This window comes from Methylovulum psychrotolerans, from assembly GCF_002209385.1.
Lineage (GTDB): Bacteria > Pseudomonadota > Gammaproteobacteria > Methylococcales > Methylomonadaceae > Methylovulum > Methylovulum psychrotolerans.
The window spans coordinates 2,132,395-2,152,566 of the sequence record NZ_CP022129.1 but is presented as its reverse complement, the minus strand read 5'-3'; the positions used below and the strand labels follow the sequence as shown (position 1 = coordinate 2,152,566).

The following is a 20,172-nucleotide window of genomic DNA, read 5'->3' as shown; positions in this document are numbered from 1 at the left end:
GGGGATAATATCGGGCAAGATGCCCGTGCTCCTAGGCTTGTGCCACCCCCAATTCCGTTAGCAAGGCATTAAACGCCACTTCATCAAACACCTTAACCCCCAACTCTTCCGCCTTCGCCAGTTTCGATCCGGCTTCTTCGCCTGCCAGCACGGCTGTGGTTTTTTTCGAGACGGAGCCGGACACTTTCGCGCCTAGGCTTTCCAGTAAGTCTTTGGCCTTGTCGCGGGGTAGGCTTAGTGTTCCGGTAATGACCCACGTTTGCCCGGCTAAGGGTTGGGCTTGGGCGGGGTCGGCGCTGATTTCCGGCCACGTCACGCCTGCGTCGATAATCGCCTGCACTATCGCTTGGTTTTTGGTATCGGCAAAAAAATCGACGATGTTTTGCGCCATGACTGGGCCTATGTCGGGGACTTGCAGCAGGTCGTCGTAACTGGCGTTGGCTAGGGCAGGGTAGGTTTTAAAATGCTTGGCGACGGCTTTGGCGCTTTCTTCGCCGATTTCGTGGATACCTAAGGCGGCGATAAAGGTGCCTAGTTGGGTGTTTTTAGCCGCATTGATGGAGTCCAGCACGTTTTGCGCACTCTTTTCGCCTTGCCCGTCCAAGTCGGCAATGTCGTTGGCCTGGAGCGTGTAAATGTCGGCAATGGTCTGTAGGCTGCCTTTGCTGTAGAGGGCTTCTATCAGTTTTGTGCCGAGGTTGATGATATTCATGCACTTGCGCGAGGCGTAGTGGCGGATGCGTTCCGCCCCTTGCGCGGCGCAGCTTAGGCCGCCCGTGCAGCGGAACGCGGCTTGTCCGGCGGTGCGTTCAACTGCCGCCGCACAGACCGGACATTCAGTAGGCATGATAATCGGCGTTCTGGTATCGCCGTGGTGGGCGACTTTGGTGATTTTTGGGATGACATCGCCCGCGCGTTGGATTTCGACGCTATCGCCGATGCACAAGCCCAGGCGTTCGATCTCGTCCATATTGTGCAAGGTGGCGTTGCTGACGGTGACGCCGCCGACAAAGACGGGTTCCAGCCGCGCGACGGGAGTTAATACGCCGGTGCGCCCGACTTGAAAATCTACCCCTAATAAGGCTGTGACCGCGACTTGGGCGGGAAATTTACGCGCCACCGCCCATTTTGGCGACCTGGCGATAAAGCCTAAGGCATTTTGCAAGGCTAAGGTGTCGATTTTGTAGACAATGCCGTCGATTTCCATCGGCAAGCCATCTCTGGCTTGTTCCATCATGGCGTAGTTTTGGCTAAATTCGGCGAAACTGCCACAAAATTGCTGGCAAGGGGCATTTTTACGGAAACCTAAGCTGACCAGATAGTCCAGTATTTCGGCATGGGAGGTAAATTCCCGGTCGCCTTGGTATTCGCCCAGGCCGTAAGGGATGAAGCGCAAATCCCGGCTGGCGGCGATTTTCGGGTCCATTTGCCGGATTGTACCCGCTGCGGCATTGCGGGGATTGACAAAAACGCGGCCATTATTGGCTTCCGCCCAGCGGTTGAGTTTGGCGAATGCGGCTTTGGGCATAAACACTTCGCCGCGCACTTCTAGGATAGCGGGCGGGTTGGCGGTGGCGAGTTGCAGCGGTACGGTGCGGACAGTTTTGATGTTATGGCTGACATCTTCGCCGATTTGTCCGTCGCCACGGGTCGCTGCGTAACTGAACTGGCCATGGTCGTAATGGATAGAGATTGCTAGCCCGTCCAACTTGGGTTCGCTGATGATGGGGAGGGTGTCGGTGGCGACATCGAGGTCTTTGGCGGCTTTTTCAAAAAACTGGTAGGTTTCCTCTAAAGAAAAGGCGTTTGCCAGCGACAGCATCCTGACGCGGTGTTCGATTTTGGTAAATTCATCAATCGGCTGGCCACCCACCCGCTGCGAAGGCGAGTCGGGCGTGACCCAATCGGGATGCGCCGCTTCCAAATCCAGCAAGTCGCGGAAAGCTTGGTCGTATTGGGCATCGGGTACGCTGGGGTTGTCGAGTACATAGTATTCGTAATCCCATTGTTTGAGTGTGGCGAGCAGTTGTGTGTAAGCGTGTTTCAAGGTTGATCCTGGAGGGTGGATAATGCGTTAGGGCCTAAGCAACCAAGGCGTTATCATAACAAACTAGACCAAGGGATAAGAAATGAATTATCTTGGCCGCAAAGAATGCTTGGGGAGTGTGCTGGCACTAATACGCCGTGCGCTTTGACGCTATTTGGGTATCCGTCTGCCCTGATAGGTGCATAATCGCCCCACACATGGTTAAAACCACCAATCCCAACCCTTTTTCTGGTGCATTGTCACAAAACCAACAGCAAGCCGTGCTCTCACCGCCTTAATTCAATCGCCATTTCTGATGGTAAGCCCAGTGTTGGCAGGCTCTGCGGCCTGTACAGGCTATTTTGGAGAGGCGTGGCACTTTTTTTGCACGACTAAACAGGCCATGCGCTTTTATAGCATGGTGCAATGCGTGTGACGCATTATTTTTTCACTTGTCTAAAGGTGTTGATATGATTGAGATTATTATCTATGGTTTGCTGGCTGTTGCGGTTGCCGCCAGTTGTTTTCCGCTCATTAACAAATTTAATGTCGCCAAATTGGCAAAAGAACTGGATGTGCCTGAAGACTCTATCCTCAGACGGCATTTTCTGACCCAGATCCGCACTGAAAACGCCAGCCTTGCCGCCGCCTTAGAAAAGCGTTTGGCTAAAGCCTGATCATCCCCTAAGCGCAGTGTCGGCGCTGCTGGACAGCCAGCCAGTGCCGGATAACTGCCCCTCTTAACCGCACAAGTGACCGTCCGCCTTAGCGGCCAAGCCGGGCTTATTGCCAGCAATCCCCCTCTCTCACGAGATTTTTGGCTTCTCCGTGTTCTGCTTAAGCTGTGTGGCGGCGGTTATTTGTCGGTTTCTGTTTCTGTGGTTTCTAATGGTTCTTGGCCTATGCCATGTGCCGTATAACGTTGCACTTTTTCAAGACGCGCCAGTAAATAATTTTGGCTGTCCTTAGGGTCTTTTGCCAAGCCTGCGCGTACCAGTATGGGATGGGCCCGCTCTGCGCGTGCCCGGTCAGTAAAACGCGGATCGATGGGTAAACCGTTGGCTTTGGCCACATCTTTGTCGATGATAAAGGCGCTAAGGTCGCTGGCGATACAAAACTCGGCTTCTTTTGCCACGACCGGGTTACTCTGTTGGAGACGGCTATAGCAGCCGCTGACACTTTCCATTACCCCATCTAACCCCGCGTCTTTATAGGCTTGTAAGGTTTTTATGGTCGCTGCCATCAGATTAGCTTCTTGCTTGGAAAAACTGCGGGCGTGGGCAGGGGCGGTTGCCAAGGCAAGGCAAGCGATGAGGGCGTAAGGTAGCTTCATAAATCTCTCTAAAAAGTTGAAAGGTCTGCTTCCTTAATCATAGCCTCCAAATGTGCTCTTGTCACCGCTAAGTGATTTTTAAGTGTTTTAAAATGTGAGTTATATCACTTTTTAAAACTGCCTGTGCTGATGGGTTTGCCCTTTAGCAAGCTATTTTAGTCTGTTTCGGTTCTTGTATTTTATAAGTAATTGTTTCGTTGGGGTGGGCAAACCGCGAAGGTAACCCGGCAAGCAGTGCGGGTATGCTAACGCCCTAATTGCATCAAGCCCCGCTTATCTGTATCCTGCCCGCCTATGCAAATACATCTCATATCAGTAGGAAACCGTATGCCGGGCTGGGTGCTGACAGGCTACGATGAATATGCCAAGCGGATGCCGCGTGAATGCGAGCTGGTGCTTAAGGAAATTGCGCCGGGCAAACGGGTCAAGAACAGCGACGTGGCGCGGTTAGTGCGTGACGAAGGCGAGCGGATGATAGCGGCGATTCCGTCCGGGGCGCAGGTTGTGGCCTTGGATATTCCGGGCAAGCCGTGGACGACTCCCGAACTGGCCGAAGCCATGCGCCGCTGGATGGGCAGCGGGCAATCCGTGGCGTTGCTGGTCGGTGGCCCCGAAGGGCTGGCGGACGCGGCGCGGCAACGGGCGCAAGAGTCTTGGAGTTTGTCGAAACTGACTTTTCCGCATCCGTTGGTCCGCATCATCGTCGCCGAACAGGTTTACCGTGCTTGGACTTTATTAAACAACCACCCTTATCACCGCTAATGACTGCCGCGCTTATTTTAGCTTCCGCCTCGCCGCGCCGCCGCGAACTGCTCGACCAAATCGGTATCCGCTATCGGGTTTGTCCGGTCGATATTGATGAAACCCCTAGGCCGGATGAAGCCCCGTTGGCTTATGTGCAACGGGTGGCGGCAGAAAAATCGGCGGCGGCTGTGCTGCGCTTCGGCACGGATATTCCTGTACTGGCGGCCGATACCAGCGTGGTCTTAGATGGGGAGATCATGGGCAAGCCCCAAGACCAAGCCCACGCGCTGGCGATGTTGCGGCGTTTATCGGGGACGACCCACCAGGTTTATACCGCCGTGTCGTTACGCGGCCTTAGGCATGGCGAGGCGGTCAGTATTAGCGCGGTGACGTTCCGGCCTTTGGCGGAAGCGGAACTGCTGGCCTATTGGGCCAGCGGCGAGCCGCGTGACAAGGCCGGGGCGTATGCCATCCAAGGCCAAGGCGGGGTGTTTGTCGCCGCCCTTAACGGCAGCTTTTCCGGTGTGGTCGGCTTGCCGATTTTTGAAACTGCGCAATTGTTAGCCGCGCAGGGGATTAAGGTCTTTTAAGTTTAGGGATGTGCATAAAGTTAAGCAGGCGTTCATTGCACCACAGCATGTTAAACCCACCCCAGCCTCCCTTCGCAGGGAAAAAAGCCTCTTCCCCCTGGCAAGCCTAACCCTTTGTCCTATAATGGCAGCGGCTACCCACACTGCCAACTGAGCATCACGTTGTCAACGATTCACCTAATCTCTGTGAATTAATTCCCTTCCTAAGACTCTATGCGGTAACTCAGTTGGCTTTGGTCGGCATAGCCCTGCCAATCGCCCGATTGCATCAGTCGCCGCTTGTCTGTATCCTGCTCGACCATAACCAAAATTTAATTTCAGTGGCGGTCTATTGCGGGACATAACAGGGGGCGGCATACTGAAAGTATGCCGCTAGCCATAAGGTTAGGATGCCAGCGATAGGGCTTAAGCGTCAGGCTGTGCCTGTCGGTAATGGCTTAAACTTAGCCCCATAATGGACAGTATTTATAATGAGCGAAGAGATTTTAATTAATGTGACCCCGCCAGAAACCCGGGTGGCGGTGATTGAAAATGGTGTGGTGCAGGAACTGATTATCGAACGTAGCCGCGAACGCGGGTTGGTCGGCAATATTTATAAAGGCGAAGTTTGTCGGGTTTTGCCCGGAATGCAGGCGGCGTTTGTCGATATTGGTTTGGATCGGGCGGCGTTTTTGCATTTGTCCGATTTATGCAGCAAAGAGCTGGAAAAGAAAGGTTCGGAAAATATCGAGCATTATCTGCACGAAGGCCAAGCCATTATCGTGCAGGTGGTCAAAGATCCGTTAGGCTCTAAGGGTGCACGGCTGACCACCGAAATCGCCATTCCCTCGCGCTATCAGGTGTATATGCCGTTTTCGCAAACGTCGGGGGTATCGCAACGCATTGAGTGCGATGCCGAACGCGCCCGTTTGCGTGCCTGTTTGGACGGTTTTCGGAAAGAACATGGCTGCGGCGGTTTTATCGCCAGAACCGCTGCCGAATGCGCGGAGGAGTCGGTGTTGCTGGCCGATATGGCGTTTTTGCTGAAATTATGGGAAGCCATCTCGGAAAAAATCGCCACCGCCAAACCGAAGGAATTTATCCATAACGATTTGCCGTTGAGTGTACGTACCTTGCGGGATTTATATAAGGAAAGCATTGATCGGGTGCGCGTGGATTCGCGTGAGACTTATTTGCGTATGGTCGAATTTGCGGAAATGTTCGTGCCGGAAATTGTTCCGGTGCTGGAGCATTACAGCGGCGAGTGTCCGGTATTTGACATTTACAGCGTTGAGGATGAGATTAAAAAAGCCTTGGAACGTAAGGTTAAGCTGAAATCCGGCGGGCATTTGGTGTTTGACCAAACCGAGGCCATGACCACGGTTGATGTCAATACCGGCGGCTATGTCGGAGGGCGTAATCTGGAAGAGACCATTTTTAAGACCAATCTGGAAGCGGCGCAAACCATTGCCAGACAACTGCGCTTGCGCAATTTGGGCGGTATCATCATTATTGATTTTATCGACATGAAGAGTGAAGACCATAAAAAGCAAGTGTTGCAGGCTTTAGAACGGCATTTGGAGAAAGACCGCGCCAAAACGAAGATCACCGAGGTGTCGGCTTTAGGCTTGGTGGAGATGACCCGCAAACGTACCCGCGAGAGCTTGGAGCATATCCTGTGTGAACCCTGTAGTGCTTGTGGTGGCCGGGGAGTGCTGAAAACCGCCGAAACTGTGTGTCTGGAGATTTTCCGCGAAATCATCCGCGAAGTGCGGCAATATAAAGTGCAAACCCTGCTGGTGTTGGCTTCTAATGCCGTGGTGGAAATGCTGCTTGATGAAGAGGCGAACATGCTCGCCGAACTGGAGACGTTTTTGGGTGTGCAGATAAAATTCCGTGCCGAGGCGCAATATAATCAGGAACAGTACGATGTGGTGTTGTTGTAAGCCGATATTCAAGATCGTCGAGGCCTTTATTTGTGTGCAGCGTAATACGTTGACACGATCTTGGGACTATTTGACGACCCTTTAAGCCCGGCATAATGTCATGATCCCACGCTTGACCCGTTTATCACGGCACGTTATTTTCTGGAGCTTACTGGCGGTGGCGGTGGGGCTGACGGGATTGCGTGTCGCGTTGGTGGGATTGGAGCATTACCAACGCGAATTGGCGGCGCAAATCAGCACGTTAGTCGGTGCGCCAGTCAGTATCGGACGGTTCCGTGCCAAATTGCGCGGCTTTACCCCTGAGCTAATTTTGGACAATATTACCGTCGCCGCGTCTACGCCTGGCCAAAGCCCTGCTGTGGCTTTGCGGCAAGTCCGTATCGGCGTGAATTTGTTGGCGATGGCGGCGAACCGCGAGGTTATGTCATCCGCTTGGGTGACGCTGGTGGGCGCTAAGCTTTCGGTGCAACGCCAAGTGGATGGGCGGATTGCCATTGTCGGCCTGAAAGCGGGGGGCGGGCAACCGGACTGGTTATGGCAAGGCCGCCGTTTCGAGTTATTGCAAAGCGACATTCTCTGGCAAGGCCAGCTTAACTCTAACCAGCCGCTGAGTCTCAAAGGCGTGGATTTGGTGGTGTTTAACCGAGGCCAACAGCACAGCATCAAGCTATTGGCGAAACTGCCCGCCGCTTATGGGCAAGCTTTAACACTGGTGGCGGACTTTACTGGCAACCCTTTTGCCAGTGGTAGCCTCAACGGTACGGCGTATTTGGCCGCTAAGCAATTGAACGCTGCCGCTGTGCCGCTCCGGCAGTGGCCGCAGACCCAAGGTCTGGACATTCGTGCCGGGCAGGCGGATATCGAGGTCTGGGGACATATTGCCCAATCACGGATGATGGCGGTATCTGGCGCGGTGTCGGCGCATAAGGTGCAGGTGCAGCGCGATAAGCAGCCGATCTGGAAACTGACAGCATTGCACAGCACTTTTGCTTGGCAACAGGAGGCGCTGGCTCCCGTTTGGCGGCTGGAAGTGCCGCGTTTGCTCTTAAGCCATAACGAGGCAACCCTCGCCGATGTCCGTTTCCGGCTGTCAGGACAAAGCGCCGACGCATTTGCCCCGCAACAACTGGCTTTAGTGACCCGTCAACTGGATATCCAACCCTTATTACGCACCGTCCAATTTTTTGCGCCGGCACTGGCGGTGCAATTGCCCGGCACTGCCCAAGGTACGGTCGATAATGTTTCGTTATGGGTAGATGTGCCGACCCGCGCCGCCGCCATTAACGCCGATATTAACCATCTAGGCTTTGCTCCCGTCGCCGCCTTGCCGGGCGTGGAGAATCTCAGCGGCCACCTGCACGGTACTGGGCAAGGCGGAGTGCTTCAGTTGCGCACTGGTGATGCCCAGTTACTTTTGCCAACATTATTTCGGAAGGCCTTAGTGATTAAACGCTTGGACGGTAGTTTAGCCTGGCAACGCCAGGCGGGTGGTTTAACCTTGTCCAGCGACCGACTTGCCCTTGAGCTGTTAGGGGTGCAAACCGTTAACAAGCTCCGCTTGACCTTACCCGAACAAGTGTCAGCTTTACCGTTTTTGGATTTACAAACGGCCTTAATTTGCACGGATGCCAGTCAATTAAAACACTATTTTCCGGTCGGGGTAATGAAGCCCTCTGACATCGTTTGGCTGGACGGGGCATTTGTGCAGGGACAAATTCCTGAAGGTAAGCTGGTGTATACGGGATATCTGGGGCAAGCGCTGGCTAGCCCTATTCAAGATTTTGAAGTGAAGGACACGGCCGTGGCCGCTAGCGGTGAACCTGCCCGCGCTACCGATACGGTTATCGCTAGCGAACCGCTGGGCGGCGGTTTTTTTGAGGCGTTAATGGAAGTCCGGCATTTGCAACTGAATTATGCGCCCGGTTGGCCGCAATTGACCGATGTTAATGGTCAGCTGCGCTTTTTACAAAACCGTTTGGTGGTGCACGGCGACGAAGGCCATAGCCAGCAATTAAAGGCTAGCCAAGTGACGGTGATTAATCCGGCGGTGGGGGTCAGCGACCATTTGCTGGTGCAGGGCTTGGTCAACGGCAAAATTGCCGATGCGTTGGCGTTTTTAAAAGCCTCACCTTTGCAAAGCCGTATTGGGGCGGTGGCCGATGCCATCAGCACCCAAGGCGACACTGAGGTTAGCTTAGACTTAAGCATACCTTTGGCCTTGGGGGCGCAACCTAAAGTGGACGGCAAGGCGACTTTGAATAATGCCCGCTTAAAAATAGTGGCTTTGGACTTGCCGATGCAGCATATCAACGGCTTGTTAAAATTTAACGAACAGGGTGTTTACAGCGATACCATTAAGGCGGAAACCTTAAACTATCCGGTGGCCGTTACTGTTAGCAGCAACCACGGGCAAACCACTTTAATGGCGGCAGGCCATACCGAGCTGGGTGATCTGGAAGCGCAATTCGGCTTGCCGCATACCGCCTACGCTGACGGTGGCCTGGATTATCAATTGGTTTTCCCCTTGCCGTTGGACAAGCAGCCATCCGAGATAACGATCAATTCGGATTTGCTGGGGGTCGAAGTCAAGCTGCCGGGACTCTTGGCTAAACCCCGCCGTGAGAAGCAGGCCTTTAGTATCGTGTTTGGCTTAGGTAATCCGCAAACCCTGCCGATCACGCTCAATTACGCCGATACCCTAAAAGCCGCCTTGCGCTTTGACTCCGCCCAGCAACGGGTGGTCTCAGGGCATTTGATCTTAGGGGCCGGCAGTGCCGTGTTACCCGACGCCACCGCCCACGGCTTAAGTATCGGCATCAACCGCCCGACGGTGGATTTACAAGCCATGCTAGGCGGGCTGGCGGGCAGCTCAGGACAAAATCAGGGCTTGGCCGTCCAAAGCGTCCATTTGCATACTGACAACGCTACTTGGGCGCAAGCCCCGTTAGGGGCGGTTGATTTACGCCTACAGGCGCAACCGCAGCATTGGCAGGGGCAGATTGACAGTGCTTTTGCCGTCGGTACGCTGACTGTGCCTTTAGCGGTTACTCCGGTTAGCACTGTTACCTTGGCGATGGAACAGCTAGATTTGGCGGTCATTAAAAAACTGCAAGGGACTGAGCGCCCTAGTCATATAGCGGCGGCTACGGCCTCGGCGGCGGATTCGGCACCAGCACCGCAAACCTTGCCGTTATTAAGCTTGCACAGTCATAAAACGCGTTGGGAAGCCGCCGATTTAGGCAGTTTGGATATCCGTACCGAACGCTTGGCGGACGGCATTGCCTTGACGGCGCTGACACTGGGCAATGCCGCACAGACCCTGAAGCTATCCGGGGAGTGGACGGTCAGAGACGGTCGGCAACAAACCCAATTGCATGGGCATCTGGATTTGCCTAATGCCGGGCGCACTTTAGCCGAGTTGGATTTGACCCATGATTTGGTCGGTAGCCACGCCACCGCCGATTTTACCGGACACTGGCGCGGTGCGCCGCACCAGTTTAGCTTGGCGGCCTTGCAAGGTTCGCTGGATGTATATGCCAACGAAGGGCGGATTTTAAGTATCGAACCAGGCTTGGGGCGGGTGCTGGGCATTTTGGCGATAGATCAATGGGCGAAACGGCTGCAATTGGATTTCCGCGACCTGTACGAAGAAGGCCTGATGTTTAATTTTAGCAAAGGCCATTTCCAAATTGCCAATGGTAAAGCCGTGACCCATGATCTGTTGATGGATGCGATTCCGGCACGGATTAGCCTCAGCGGCGGCACTGATTTTGTTAATAAAACCTTGGATATTCAAGCCAGCGTCATTCCCAAAAGTGCCGATGCCTTGCCTATTGCTGGTACAATTGTCGATAAATTTACCAGTTTGGTGGCGCATACCCTGACAGGTAGTGATCAGGACGGCTTCTTGCTGGGATCGCAATACCAATTGGTAGGCCAATGGGGAGTGCTGCAAGTGGTTCCCGAGCATGAAAGCGACGGCGTGGTACCGAAATTGTGGAGTGGGCTGACGGACTTTTCTTGGCTGGATGACGGTAAGCGCCACTAAGATAAAAGATGGCTGGTAAATGCCGAAATGATTTTACGCTTTGGGTTCCGGTTTAACGCATTGTGTCCTGTGTAGGCAAGCCATACCCTAAAAAAACTAACAAAAAGGAGTAACTATGACCTTATGTGCCGCTATCCAGATGGTATCCTCACCGGATGTCGCCGCCAATTTGCAAGCCGCTGGCGAACTGATCGCCGCCGCCACCGCGAAGGGCGCGAAGCTGGTGGTGTTGCCGGAGAACTTCGCGCTCATGGGGCTGCATGAATTGGATAAGGTCAAGGTGAAAGAAGCCGATGGCAGTGGCCCCATCCAAAATTTTCTTGCCGCCACCGCTCGGCAACACGCGGTCTGGATTATTGCCGGTACGATGCCGATAGCGGCACAGGCCGAGGAGAAAGTCCGCGCCGCCTGCTTGGTGTATAACGACAGGGGCGAGCGGGTCGCCCGTTACGATAAAATCCATTTGTTCGATGTCAGTGTGCCGGAGACGGGTGAAGTCTACCGCGAATCCGCGTCCATTGAAGCCGGACAAGAGCGGGTGGTGGTCGATACCCCGTTCGGGCGTATCGGTTTGGCGGTGTGTTATGATTTGCGCTTCCCCGAATTCTTCCGCACCATGAGTCAGCAAGGCGTGGACATTTTGGTATTTCCCGCCGCCTTTACTGCCGCTACGGGCGCGGCGCATTGGGAAGTGCTGCTGCGGGCGCGGGCTATTGAAAACCTCTGCTACGTCATTGCCCCCAATCAAGGCGGCTTGCACGGCAATGGCCGCAAGACCTTTGGCCACAGTATGGTCATTGACCCATGGGGGGCGGTGCAGGATTGCCACGCCGAAGGCCCAGGCTTTGCTTTGGCTGATATTGATCTAACCCGCCTCAGCCAAGTGCGCGGGGCGTTTCCTGTCTTAAACCATCGACGTTTTAACTGTGAATGATATGAAAGTTGCCAGAAAAACTATGGGTGTGTTGGCCTTGGCGGTATTGGCCGCGTGTAGCGGCGATGACCCGCGTTATCACAACACCGAAATGCTCGAACGCCCGCCTGTTTTGATAACCCATAAGACGGCGGCGGAACAAGTCGCCGTAGATGCTGACGTTACTGCGGCCCCCGCGACTGAGGCCGAGCTTGCGGTAGTCAAAGATGATAGCATTGTCCCTAAGGCCAAGCATAAAAAAGGCTTGAAAGACGATGTTTATGTTACTGCCTCCAAGCCGCCAGTGCTTAACATCAAACAACCATTGGGGATTGCGTGGGATACGTTGAAATTGGCATTGACCCAAAGTGAAATCAAAGTCACTGACGCTGTGCGTGATAAGGGGTTGTTTTTTGTCTCCTACAACCCCAAATCCCTGTTAGGTGCGGTCGCCTCACTGGTTATTAAGGAAGAAAAGCAGGTCATTTATGTGATCAGCGTCGAACCTAACGGCCAAGAGACCCGGGTCAGCGTTAAAAAAGCCAGTGAAGCCGAGCAAAGCAGCGAATTGGATGCGCGGAATATCGACCAAGATGCCGCTGATGATGCCGAAGCCCTGCTATACCAATTGTTCGAAACCTTGCATGATGATTTGAAGATGATATAAGGACTTAAGGCGCAACAGGCGACTGTGTCGGGCAAGCGGTTTCTGCCCGCCGCGCCGCTGTTAAACCGAGGCAGGTTTAATAGCAGTGGCTTTTGTTGACGGGCTTTGGGCAACCTAATATATGGGTTTGTCGGGCAACAACAACGCCCGCCCGACAAACCTTTGCCATGCTGTCATATCCTTCCAACCCTTTAACCCAAACCGCTATTGTGCCGGTATCAGCCTTTGGCGCGGATCTTATTATGAATTTATTAAACCTTGCCAGAGACGCTATCTTGACCCCTGCGGGCCTCCAAGACCGCGATATTGAAACCATCATGAGCCGCTTGCTTAGCGTGCCTGTCGATGCCGCCGACATCTACTTTCAAACCAGCCATTCCGAATCCTGGGTGATGGAGGGCGGCATTATCAAAGAAGGCAGCCACAACATCGAACAAGGGGCGGGGGTACGCGCGGTCGCGGGCGAAAAAACCGGCTTTGCCTACAGCGACCGCTTAGAACTGCCGGTGCTGCTGGCGGCGGCGACTAACGTTAATGCCATCTTAAAACAAGGCCAAGACGCGCAAGTCAATTTAAAAATTGCCGCCAGCCCGAACCGCCTGTATCCGTTTGCCAATCCCCTAAAATCCCTGCCGGATCAAGAAAAAATCGCCTTGCTGCAAGCGGTGGAATCCGCTACCCGCCAGCTCGACAGCCGGATTGAAGAAGTCATCGTCAGCCTGATCGGTGTCCACGAAAGCATTCTGGTCGCCAATCAAGACGGCTCTTTAGCGGCGGACATCCGGCCTTTGGTGCGTATGAACGTAACCGTAATCGTGGTCGAAAATGGCCGACGCGAACAGGGCAGCATGGGTGGCGGGGCGCGGGCCGACTACCACTATTTCCTTACCCAAGACCGCGCTTTGGACTATGGGCGCGAAGCGGTACGCTTAGCATTGGTCAATCTGGAGGCGGGCGAAGCCCCGGCGGGTAATATGACCGTCGTCTTAGGCCCCGGATGGCCGGGGATTTTGCTGCATGAAGCCATCGGCCACGGTTTAGAAGGCGATTTCAACCGCAAAGGCACCTCCGCATTCAGTGGCCGTGTCGGCGAGCGGGTCGCCTCCAGCTTATGCACCGTGGTCGACGACGGCACTTTGTCAGGCCGTCGCGGCTCTTTAAGCATTGATGACGAAGGCACACCCACCGAGCAAACCGTACTGATTGAAAACGGCATTTTGAAAGGTTATATGCAGGACAAACTAAATGCCCGCTTGATGGGCGTAAGCCCGACCGGTAACGGGCGGCGCGAGTCCTACGCCAGCCTGCCCATGCCGCGCATGACCAACACCTATATGCTGCCGGGGGCGCATGACCCTGAAGAAATCATCAAATCGGTGAAAAAAGGTCTGTACGCGAAAAACTTTGCCGGTGGGCAAGTGGACATCACCTCCGGCAAATTCGTCTTCTCCGCCAGCGAAGCCTATCTGATCGAAGACGGCAAAATCACCCGTCCGGTCAAAGGCGCGACCCTGATCGGCAACGGCCCGGATGTGTTGACCAAAGTCTCCATGGTCGGCAACGATTTGGAACTGGACAGCGGTGTCGGCACCTGCGGTAAAGACGGGCAAAGTGTACCCGTAGGCGTAGGCCAGCCGACCTTGAAAATTGACGGCTTGACGGTGGGCGGGACTAGCGTTTAAGCAAAGCCATTAACAGCGGGAAGCCTATGTGGCTGTAGGTCGGGCAAGCGGTTCTGCCCGACCTTTGCCAGGTCTTCTGCTTGTGCTTAAGGCTATTAAGATGGCCGGATTGACGCAAGCGGATTTGCGAAAACGTCGGGCAGAACCGCTTGCCTTACCTGCCTACCTGAAAAGCATCGGGTGTCAGTCCTGAATCCCGAATTGACCCGCGTACTCTCTTATATCAGCAAAACCTTATTTAACCCCACAATCCAGCCATGACCGAAAAACGCCAGCCTACCGACCTGTTCCGCCCAGAAATCCTCGCCCTATCCGCCTATAAAGTCGCTGATGCCAGCGGTATGGTCAAGCTCGATGCGATGGAAAACCCTTACCATTGGCCTGAGGACATTAAAGCCGCGTGGTTGGCGGAACTCCAAGATTGCCCGATTAACCGCTACCCCGACCCCGAAGCGCGGCAGTTGGCGGCGACCTTGCGGGAGGTGGAGCAAATCCCCGCTGACTTTGATATTTTGCTGGGCAATGGTTCCGACGAGATCATCCAAATGCTTTTGATGGCCTTGCCGCCGACCGCCAGCGTTTTGGCACCTGCGCCTGGTTTTGTCATGTACAAACAACTGAGCGACAGCCTCAACCTGCGTTACCACGCTATCCCCCTAGTCGCCGACGGGTTTGGCTTGGATTTGCCCGCCCTGTTGGCGACTATTGCCGCACACCAGCCGTCGGTGATTTTTCTCGCCTACCCTAACAACCCGACCGCCAACCTGTTCGACCCCGCCGCCATGATTGCCATTATCGAAGCCGCATACGGTTTGGTGGTGATTGATGAAGCCTACGCGCCGTTTGCCCACGCCACGTTTATGGACAAACTGGCCGCTTACGATAACCTGCTGGTGATGCGCACGGTGTCTAAGTTAGGTTTGGCGGGGCTGCGCCTAGGTTATTTGGTCGGCCAGCCGAAATGGCTAGGCGAGTTGAATAAAATCCGCTTGCCTTATAATATCAACAGCCTGACCCAAATCACCGCCGACTTCGCCTTACGCCATAAGCCCCTGTTTGACGGGCAAACCCAGCGCATTTGTGAACAACGGGCGGTGGTTATGGCACATATCAACGCCTTGCCCGGACTGTTGGCCTATCCTAGCGCGGCGAATTTTATCCTCTTTAAAACGCCCAGCGGTCAAGCCGACGCTATTTTTGCCGCGTTGAAAGCGCAGGGGGTGTTGATTAAAAACCTCAGCCCCCAAGGCGGGCTATTGGCCGACTGCCTGCGCGTTACGGTAGGTACGCCGGAAGAAAATGCGGCGTTTTTGCAGGCTTTGGGGCAGAGCCTTAAAGATTGACTGTCTTTGGGGAAACTAAGCAATGGGTAGGGTGTATGGTCGAGCTTTTCACCCTATGCGCGTTTATGGTGTGTTGTTGCAGCTTATCGTTTGTACACGCAGTTCGGCCATTGTGCAAAGGACATTAACTTCGCGTAGCTAACCTTGAAAGTGTTTCGGGGTGAGTTGTTTTGTGCAGCTAATTAAGGTGGTTCCATTTAAGATGTTACACCTTAACACGCCGATTGTTTGGCTAAAAGCGCGTGGACAGAACAGCTAGCTTATTAAGTTCTTCCCGCAAAAAAACCTACATTAACGCTCTTCGTCAATAAATGGCAACTCACTCGCGTCCAAGCCTGTAATTTCCACGATTTCCGTTACAGAAAAATTTCTTTGGATTAGCTGCTTGGCGACCATGATGGCCCTATTCCGTTCACCCATATCCATGCCCATATCGATGCCCCGCTCAATGCCCTTCTTCTGCCCCAAAATAAAGCTAGGCAGTTTCTCTATCTCTATTTGTAACATTGCAAACTCCTGCTGTATGTCTAGGTGGATGTTCCGGTTACTGGCCAATATCTCCAACATGCTGAGATATTCGCGTAGCCGCTTACTGTCGTCTTGGGTAATGGCGATCAGCTTGGTGATGATGTCATGGATGATTGTTTTTGCGTCGGTACCCTGCAAATCGCATAACAAAGCCAGCACGATGGCATCAGGGCTGTTTTGGTTGATAAAAAACCGATAGTCCATCTCGTGCATATCCAGCACCGTATAGCGGTAGTGCAACTGCGGGGTTTGGATATGGCCGGGCATCGCCAAAGCGGATTTGCCGATGTACAGCAAATATTGGCAGACTTCCTCGCCCGGATGGCACAACCTGATGTCGGTCAGATACCGCAACATCCTATCCGGCATATCGGTTTGGTTTTGATTTTGGATTTCGATATGCAGGATGAACGTCTTACCGCTATGGTCGCTAACCCGCGCCAGCAAGTCTGCCCGCCTGTCTTCCAGGCGTTGCTGCTCGGTTTCTATCAGCTCGGCCGCCGCCAAGGGCAAGTTAAAGATATACGTCGCCACATCCACGAGGATGCGCTTAAAAATCTGCTTGGAGATAATGTCTTTTTGCCCCATGCCCCACCCTATCCGCAATCCTTGACTAAGCCGACCAAAACCCGCCACCCCAACTCGGCAACAAGGTACCTTTAACGTTTAATGCTTAAACCCGTTGCGCCAAGGTCTTCTCAAACTGCGCCAACAACTGGGCAATATCGGCATTCTTCATTTTCATCGCGGCCTTATTGACCACTAAGCGCGAGCTAATGTTCATAATCAGTTCGCGCGGCTCCAAGTCGTTGGCTTTTAAGGTGTTGCCGGTATCGACCAAATCGACGATACAATCGGCGAGGCCGACCAGCGGGGCGAGTTCCATCGAACCGTATAACTTAATAATCTCCGCCTGAATCCCTAAACTGGCAAAATAACTTTGCGCGGTTTTGACATACTTGGTGGCGACGCGCACCCGTCCGGTAATCGGCGGCGCGTCCTTGTGGGCGGCGGTCATCAGGCGGCAACGGGCGATGTTCAGGTCGAGCGGCTCGTATAAGGCTTCCGTGCCGTGTTCGAGCAGCACGTCTTTACCCGCTATGCCTAGGTCAGCCGCGCCGTATTCGACAAAGGTCGGCACGTCGGTGGCGCGGATAATGACCAACTGCACATCGGGGCGGGTGGTTTGTAAAATCAATTTGCGGCAAGTGGTAGGGTCATCGGTCGGTACAATACCCGCCTCCGCCAAAAACGGCAGGGCTTCTTCGTAAATACGGCCTTTGGATACGGCAATCGTCAGCATGGGGCAACCTTTTATTTGGCGACGCGGCGGATGGTAGCGCCCAATTGCGTCAGTTTTTCTTCAATGTGGTCATAACCACGGTCAATATGGTAAATGCGGTCTACCAAGGTGCTGCCTTCGGCGACCAGCGCGGCGATCACCAAGCTGGCGGACGCGCGTAAATCGGTCGCCATGACGGGGGCTCCGGTCAAGCGGGCAACTCCGGTACAAATCGCGGTGTTGGATTCCAATTTAATATCCGCGCCCATGCGGTGCAGTTCTTGGACGTGCATGAAACGGTTTTCGAAAATGGTTTCGGTAATCACGCCCACGCCTTCGGCAACGGTGTTCATGGCGATGAACTGCGCCTGCATATCGGTCGGGAAAGCCGGATACGGGGCGGTGCGCAACGAGACGGCTTTGGGCTTTTTGCCGTGCATATCCAATTCTATCCAGTCGTCACCCGTGGTGATGTCCGCACCCGCTTCAATCAACTTATCTAAAACCGCATCAAGAATATCGGGGCGGGTATGTTTCAGCTTGACCTTGCCGCCAGTAATCGCCGCCGCCACCAGATAAGTGCCGGTTTCGATACGGTCTGGCAGGATGTCATAGTGGACACCTTGCTCGGCCAATTTCTCCACGCCTTCAATGATCAGCACATCGGTGCCGATACCCGTGATTTTCGCGCCCAGCGCATTTAAAAAATGCGCCAAATCGGTCACCTCCGGCTCTTTCGCGGCGTTTTCGATAATGGTTATGCCTTCCGCCAAGGTTGCCGCCATCAACAGGTTTTCCGTGCCCGTTACCGTGACTTGCTCCAGCACTAATCGGCAACCTTTCAGGCGTTTGGCGTAGGCGTGGATATAGCCGTTTTCGACCGTAATGTCCGCACCCATTTTGATCATGCCGTTCAAATGGATGTCAACCGGACGGGTGCCGATGGCGCAACCGCCGGGCAAGGACACATGGGCTTCGCCAAACCGCGCCAGTAACGGCCCTAGCACCAGAATCGAAGCCCGCATGGTCTTGACCAGCTCGTAAGGGGCTTCGTAGCTGTTAATGGTGCTGCTATTGACTTCGATATTCATTTTTTCATCGACCAGCAAATGCACGCCCATCCGCCCCAATAATTCCATGGTGGTGGTGATGTCGTGCAAATGCGGGATGTTGCCGACACTGACGGGATGTTCCGCCAGCAATGTCGCCGCCAAAATCGGCAAGGCGGCATTTTTCGCGCCGGAAATGCGCAACTGTCCTGAAAGCTGCGTGCCGCCAGTAATGATTAATTTATCCATGCTTTTGAGGTTCCTGCTAGATGCGGTCAGTGGTTAAATCAGCACTCAGGCTGACGGGTGAAATAAGAGTGTGTCTTCCAAGCCGCTCAGCTTGGCAAGGTTAAGCAACTGCTGGGGGATTTGGGCAAAACTCAGCAGGGTCTGGTGGCGGTGGGCGTATTTCGCCCATTCGATCAGCAACGCCAGTCCGGCACTGTCGGCATTGGCGACCCGGCTCAAATCGATGGTGATGGGTTGGCCTGCCTGTAAAAAGGCCAAGGGCTGCCCGGCATTTTTATCCAAACTGGCGAAAGTCAAATCACCGTCGATGAGGATATGGCCACCACCTTGGTCAAGAATCTGCAAGCCGCTCACTTTTTTTCTTCCGCCGCTTTAAACAAAAATTGGCCAATCGCCTTTTCTAAAATAATGGCGGGTTGGGTAATGTCGATAGTGCCGTTATCTTTTAAAAACGTCTCCGAGCCGCCCGGCTCTAGGCTGACGTATTGCTCTCCCAACAGTCCGGCAGTAAAGACGCTGGCGGTGGTATCGTCGGGTAAGGTGTTGTATTGCGATTCAATCTGTAAGACCACAACCGACTGGTAGGTTTTCGGGTCAAAGCTGATGCTGCTGACTTGGCCGATCTTCACCCCGGCGGCGGATACTGGGGATTTGACTTTTAAGCCGCCGGAATTGTCGAAGCGGGCGGTCACGGTATAAGTGGCTTTCTGCGTGAACGAGCTTAAGTTACTGACTTGGAAGCTGAGAAAAAACAGCCCGGCAATCCCGGCCGCGACAAAAAGTCCGACTAGGGTGTCTTGGGTATTGGTGTGCTGCATGTTAATTGTCTCCAAACATGAGAGCGGTAAGAATAAAATCAAGCCCTAAAATACTGAATGCGGAATTGACCACGGTACGCGTAGTGGCGCGGCTAACCCCTTCCGAAGTGGGCAGAGTGTCGTAACCCTCAAACAAGGCGATCCAAGACGTTACCCAGCCAAACACCACGCTTTTGATGACCCCATTAACAATGTCGTCCCAAAAATCAATGCTGGCCTGCATTTGTGACCAATACGCCCCCTCATCGACCCCTAACAGGCCGGAGCCGATCATCTGGCCGCCGACCACCCCGACGGCGCTGAATAAGGCTGTCAGTAATGGCATGGCCAAACAGCCTGCCAAAAAGCGTGGCGAAATGATGCGTTTAATCGGGTCAACCGCCATCATTTCCATGCCGGAAAGCTGCTCGGTCGCCTTCATCAGGCCGATTTCCGCTGTCAGTGCCGACCCGGCCCGGCCTGCAAACAACAGTGCCGATACCACCGGCCCCAATTCGCGCACTAACGACGCGGCGACCATTACCCCTAAGGTGGCTTCCGCGCCAAAATCGGACAGGATATTATAGCCTTGCAGACCTAAGACCATGCCGACAAACAGGCCGGAAATGGTAATAATCAAAAACGATAATACCCCGACCGAATAGAGCTGGTTAAGCAATAAGCGCGGCCTGAGCAATACACTGGGGATGCCCGCCAAGGTTTGCAATAAAAAAAACGTCGCCCGCCCCAGTTTGGTAAAGGAGGAGCGGGTGGATTTACCCAAATTCTGTAGAAAGTACGTCATGATTGAATGGCTGATGGTGGCTGTACTGTCGATATTACGTTGATCTTGTCGGCAAAATCACAAGACTTGCCCTGACTAACGCCCTGCTTTACGGCTTGGCGCAGCCCCCGTCGTGTCGGTCGGGTAAAAACCGCCCGTTAATCGTATAGTGACCCACGATTATACATTATTTCATAAAAGGGCTGGGTTTC

At 53.9% G+C, this 20,172-nt stretch carries 17 protein-coding genes; 9 read left to right on the top strand and 8 right to left on the bottom strand.

Annotation, left to right across the window (positions count from 1 at the left end; all coding sequences use genetic code 11):
* Positions 1–31: 31 nt before the first annotated feature.
* Positions 32–2,047, bottom strand: coding sequence for an NAD-dependent DNA ligase LigA (gene ligA, locus CEK71_RS09815; protein WP_088619223.1), 2,016 nt, complete (start codon positions 2,045–2,047; stop codon positions 32–34).
* Positions 2,048–2,496: 449 nt separating this feature from the next.
* Between ligA and CEK71_RS09810 the strand changes: the two genes are divergently transcribed.
* Positions 2,497–2,703, top strand: a complete 207-nt coding sequence (locus tag CEK71_RS09810) for a hypothetical protein (protein WP_088619222.1) — start codon at positions 2,497–2,499, stop codon at positions 2,701–2,703.
* Between the two features lie 179 nt (positions 2,704–2,882).
* On the opposite strand, the gene CEK71_RS09805 is transcribed toward CEK71_RS09810, so the two are convergent.
* Positions 2,883–3,359 carry a hypothetical protein gene (locus tag CEK71_RS09805; RefSeq protein WP_088619221.1) on the bottom strand — a complete coding sequence of 159 codons (477 nt, stop codon included), beginning with the start codon at positions 3,357–3,359 and terminating at the stop codon, positions 2,883–2,885.
* A gap of 294 nt (positions 3,360–3,653) precedes the next feature.
* Here CEK71_RS09805 and rlmH point away from each other — a divergent pair, with 294 nt between their 5' ends.
* The 8 genes from rlmH to hisC all read left to right on the top strand — a co-directional run bounded on the left by rlmH (position 3,654) and on the right by hisC (position 15,271).
* Positions 3,654–4,121 (top strand): 23S rRNA (pseudouridine(1915)-N(3))-methyltransferase RlmH, encoded by a 468-nt coding sequence (gene rlmH / locus CEK71_RS09800; protein WP_088619220.1) that lies wholly within the window; start codon positions 3,654–3,656, stop codon positions 4,119–4,121.
* Entirely contained in the window at positions 4,121–4,693 is a 573-nt protein-coding gene (locus CEK71_RS09795; RefSeq protein ID WP_088619219.1) for a Maf family protein, read from the top strand. Before rlmH ends, CEK71_RS09795 begins: the two co-directional genes overlap by 1 nt.
* A gap of 470 nt (positions 4,694–5,163) precedes the next feature.
* Entirely contained in the window at positions 5,164–6,618 is a 1,455-nt protein-coding gene (rng, locus tag CEK71_RS09790) for a ribonuclease G (protein WP_088619218.1), read from the top strand.
* A gap of 100 nt (positions 6,619–6,718) precedes the next feature.
* Entirely contained in the window at positions 6,719–10,666 is a 3,948-nt protein-coding gene (locus CEK71_RS09785) for a YhdP family phospholipid transporter (protein ID WP_088619217.1), read from the top strand.
* 115 nt (positions 10,667–10,781) lie between these two features.
* Entirely contained in the window at positions 10,782–11,600 is an 819-nt protein-coding gene (locus tag CEK71_RS09780; RefSeq protein ID WP_088619216.1) for a carbon-nitrogen hydrolase family protein, read from the top strand.
* Between the two features lies 1 nt (position 11,601).
* Positions 11,602–12,246 carry an outer membrane protein assembly factor BamC gene (bamC, locus tag CEK71_RS09775; RefSeq protein ID WP_088619215.1) on the top strand — a complete coding sequence of 215 codons (645 nt, stop codon included), beginning with the start codon at positions 11,602–11,604 and terminating at the stop codon, positions 12,244–12,246.
* Between the two features lie 242 nt (positions 12,247–12,488).
* Positions 12,489–13,928, top strand: coding sequence for a metalloprotease TldD (gene tldD / locus CEK71_RS09770; protein ID WP_088621566.1), 1,440 nt, complete (start codon positions 12,489–12,491; stop codon positions 13,926–13,928).
* A gap of 257 nt (positions 13,929–14,185) precedes the next feature.
* Positions 14,186–15,271, top strand: a complete 1,086-nt coding sequence (gene hisC, locus CEK71_RS09765; RefSeq protein WP_088619214.1) for a histidinol-phosphate transaminase — start codon at positions 14,186–14,188, stop codon at positions 15,269–15,271.
* A 291-nt stretch (positions 15,272–15,562) separates the two neighbouring features.
* Here hisC and CEK71_RS09760 read toward each other — a convergent pair whose 3' ends face one another.
* The 6 genes from CEK71_RS09760 to mlaE form a co-directional block, all read right to left on the bottom strand.
* Positions 15,563–16,387: an RpnC/YadD family protein gene (locus CEK71_RS09760; protein WP_088619213.1), complete on the bottom strand. Its 825-nt coding sequence runs from the start codon at positions 16,385–16,387 to the stop codon at positions 15,563–15,565.
* Between the two features lie 85 nt (positions 16,388–16,472).
* Positions 16,473–17,102: an ATP phosphoribosyltransferase gene (gene hisG / locus CEK71_RS09755; protein ID WP_088619212.1), complete on the bottom strand. Its 630-nt coding sequence runs from the start codon at positions 17,100–17,102 to the stop codon at positions 16,473–16,475.
* Positions 17,103–17,113: 11 nt separating this feature from the next.
* Entirely contained in the window at positions 17,114–18,379 is a 1,266-nt protein-coding gene (gene murA, locus CEK71_RS09750) for a UDP-N-acetylglucosamine 1-carboxyvinyltransferase (RefSeq protein ID WP_088619211.1), read from the bottom strand.
* A 45-nt stretch (positions 18,380–18,424) separates the two neighbouring features.
* Positions 18,425–18,733: an STAS domain-containing protein gene (locus tag CEK71_RS09745; RefSeq protein ID WP_088619210.1), complete on the bottom strand. Its 309-nt coding sequence runs from the start codon at positions 18,731–18,733 to the stop codon at positions 18,425–18,427.
* Positions 18,730–19,197, bottom strand: coding sequence for an outer membrane lipid asymmetry maintenance protein MlaD (gene mlaD, locus CEK71_RS09740; protein WP_088619209.1), 468 nt, complete (start codon positions 19,195–19,197; stop codon positions 18,730–18,732). The genes CEK71_RS09745 and mlaD overlap by 4 nt, the downstream gene beginning before the upstream one ends.
* Before the next feature lies 1 nt (position 19,198).
* A complete protein-coding gene (mlaE, locus tag CEK71_RS09735; RefSeq protein ID WP_088619208.1) occupies positions 19,199–19,981 on the bottom strand; it encodes a lipid asymmetry maintenance ABC transporter permease subunit MlaE in 783 nt (260 codons plus the stop codon).
* Between the last annotated feature and the right edge of the window lie 191 nt (positions 19,982–20,172).

Coding starts and splice junctions, on each gene's coding strand:
- CEK71_RS09810 (WP_088619222.1), top strand. CDS start 2,497: ATGATTGAGATTATTATCTATGGTTTGCTGGCTGTTGCGGTTGCCGCC.
- CEK71_RS09805 (WP_088619221.1), bottom strand. CDS start 3,359: ATGAAGCTACCTTACGCCCTCATCGCTTGCCTTGCCTTGGCAACCGCC.
- rlmH (WP_088619220.1), top strand. CDS start 3,654: ATGCAAATACATCTCATATCAGTAGGAAACCGTATGCCGGGCTGGGTG.
- CEK71_RS09795 (WP_088619219.1), top strand. CDS start 4,121: ATGACTGCCGCGCTTATTTTAGCTTCCGCCTCGCCGCGCCGCCGCGAA.
- rng (WP_088619218.1), top strand. CDS start 5,164: ATGAGCGAAGAGATTTTAATTAATGTGACCCCGCCAGAAACCCGGGTG.
- CEK71_RS09785 (WP_088619217.1), top strand. CDS start 6,719: ATGATCCCACGCTTGACCCGTTTATCACGGCACGTTATTTTCTGGAGC.
- CEK71_RS09780 (WP_088619216.1), top strand. CDS start 10,782: ATGACCTTATGTGCCGCTATCCAGATGGTATCCTCACCGGATGTCGCC.
- bamC (WP_088619215.1), top strand. CDS start 11,602: ATGAAAGTTGCCAGAAAAACTATGGGTGTGTTGGCCTTGGCGGTATTG.
- tldD (WP_088621566.1), top strand. CDS start 12,489: ATGAATTTATTAAACCTTGCCAGAGACGCTATCTTGACCCCTGCGGGC.
- hisC (WP_088619214.1), top strand. CDS start 14,186: ATGACCGAAAAACGCCAGCCTACCGACCTGTTCCGCCCAGAAATCCTC.
- CEK71_RS09760 (WP_088619213.1), bottom strand. CDS start 16,387: ATGGGGCAAAAAGACATTATCTCCAAGCAGATTTTTAAGCGCATCCTC.
- hisG (WP_088619212.1), bottom strand. CDS start 17,102: ATGCTGACGATTGCCGTATCCAAAGGCCGTATTTACGAAGAAGCCCTG.
- murA (WP_088619211.1), bottom strand. CDS start 18,379: ATGGATAAATTAATCATTACTGGCGGCACGCAGCTTTCAGGACAGTTG.
- mlaD (WP_088619209.1), bottom strand. CDS start 19,197: ATGCAGCACACCAATACCCAAGACACCCTAGTCGGACTTTTTGTCGCG.
- mlaE (WP_088619208.1), bottom strand. CDS start 19,981: ATGACGTACTTTCTACAGAATTTGGGTAAATCCACCCGCTCCTCCTTT.